Source organism: Acinetobacter sp. WCHAc060042, assembly GCF_003231195.1.
In the GTDB taxonomy this organism is placed as follows: Bacteria; Pseudomonadota; Gammaproteobacteria; order Pseudomonadales; family Moraxellaceae; genus Acinetobacter.
Map to the genome: position 1 here is coordinate 1 of NZ_QKVN01000097.1, position 1268 is coordinate 1268.

Here is a 1268-nt window from a genome sequence, read left to right on the forward strand (position 1 = left end):
CACTGCTGTCCCATAGTTTGATTTAAATAAAAAACCTGAGTCCAAATCGTTAAAATATGAGTGCAAACAAACACTTTAACGACCAGGATTCAGGTTTTGTCACATCAGAATACCGTATTTCATCAGCTTATTAAACCCGTCGTGCGACAGGATTTTGAGCAACTTGCTAAAGTACACCATGTTGGACAGAAATTTAGAGCGGCTTCAAGATGGGATCAGTTTATTGCCATCTTGATGTCTCAACTTTCCTGCAGGCAAAGTCTGAGAGATATTCAATCCAATCTGGAGTGCCAACAGGAAAAACTGAGTCATTTCGGAGCAAAGTCTATTCCCCGAAGTACACTGGCACGAATCAATGAGCAGCAGCCCGCTGCCTTGTACCAACAGCTCTTTCACAAGTTGCTTAAATACTATGAACACTCAAAAGTAGCCCATAAATTTCGCTTTAAGAATCCATTATATTCCTTGGATGCCAGTCATATTGACCTGTCGCTTTCCTTATGTGAATGGGCCAAAGTTCATGACTCAAAAGCCAGCATGAAACTCAGCATAGGATTGAATCACAGCAATGATATTCCTGAGTTTGTTGCAGTTGAAAATGGCAAAGAAAATGACATGGTACAAGGCCGCAAATTCCAGTTTCCTGCTGGCAGCATTGTAGTTTTTGATAAAGGCTATGTCGATTACCAATGGTATGCAAATCTGACCGCTCAAAACATTGGATTTGTTACACGTTTTAGGCCTAAATCTGTGTATCAGGTGATCCAGCAACATCCAGTGCTTGAATCCAAAGGTATTCTAAAAGATGAAACCATTCAGCTGAATAGCGCACATGCCCTAAAAAGAAAAGCCCCAGTGTTAAGAAGAATTGAATATAGAGATCAGCAAAGTGGCAAGCACTTTAGCTTTCTCAGCAATAACTTTCATTTAGCCGCCTCCACCATTGCGGCGATTTATAAAGATCGTTGGAAAGTTGAGCTGTTCTTTAAGGCGATTAAGCAGAATCTCAAATTAAAAGCGTTTCTAGGCCGCAGCAGGAACGCAATTCAGACACAAATCTGGATTGCGATGATCGCCTATTTATTGGTGAGTTTCGCTCAACATTTAGGGAAAACAGGTTGGACAGTTCAACGTTTACTCAGAATAATTCAAGTGAATTTGTTTGAAAGAAGAACTTTAAAAGCTTTATTTTCACCCGATAAAATACCCATAAAACAAGAGGAAGCTCAAATGAGCTTCCTCTTGTGAAAAATTGTGGGACAGCAGTG

The 1268-nt window shown here is 40.2% G+C and carries 1 protein-coding gene; it reads left to right on the forward strand.

The window, feature by feature from the left end:
* Nucleotides 1–96 precede the first annotated feature (96 nt).
* Nucleotides 97–1248, forward strand: coding sequence for an IS4-like element ISAbe18 family transposase (locus tag DPG01_RS18330; protein ID WP_019384352.1), 1152 nt, complete (start codon nucleotides 97–99; stop codon nucleotides 1246–1248).
* The last annotated feature ends 20 nt before the right edge of the window (nucleotides 1249–1268 follow it).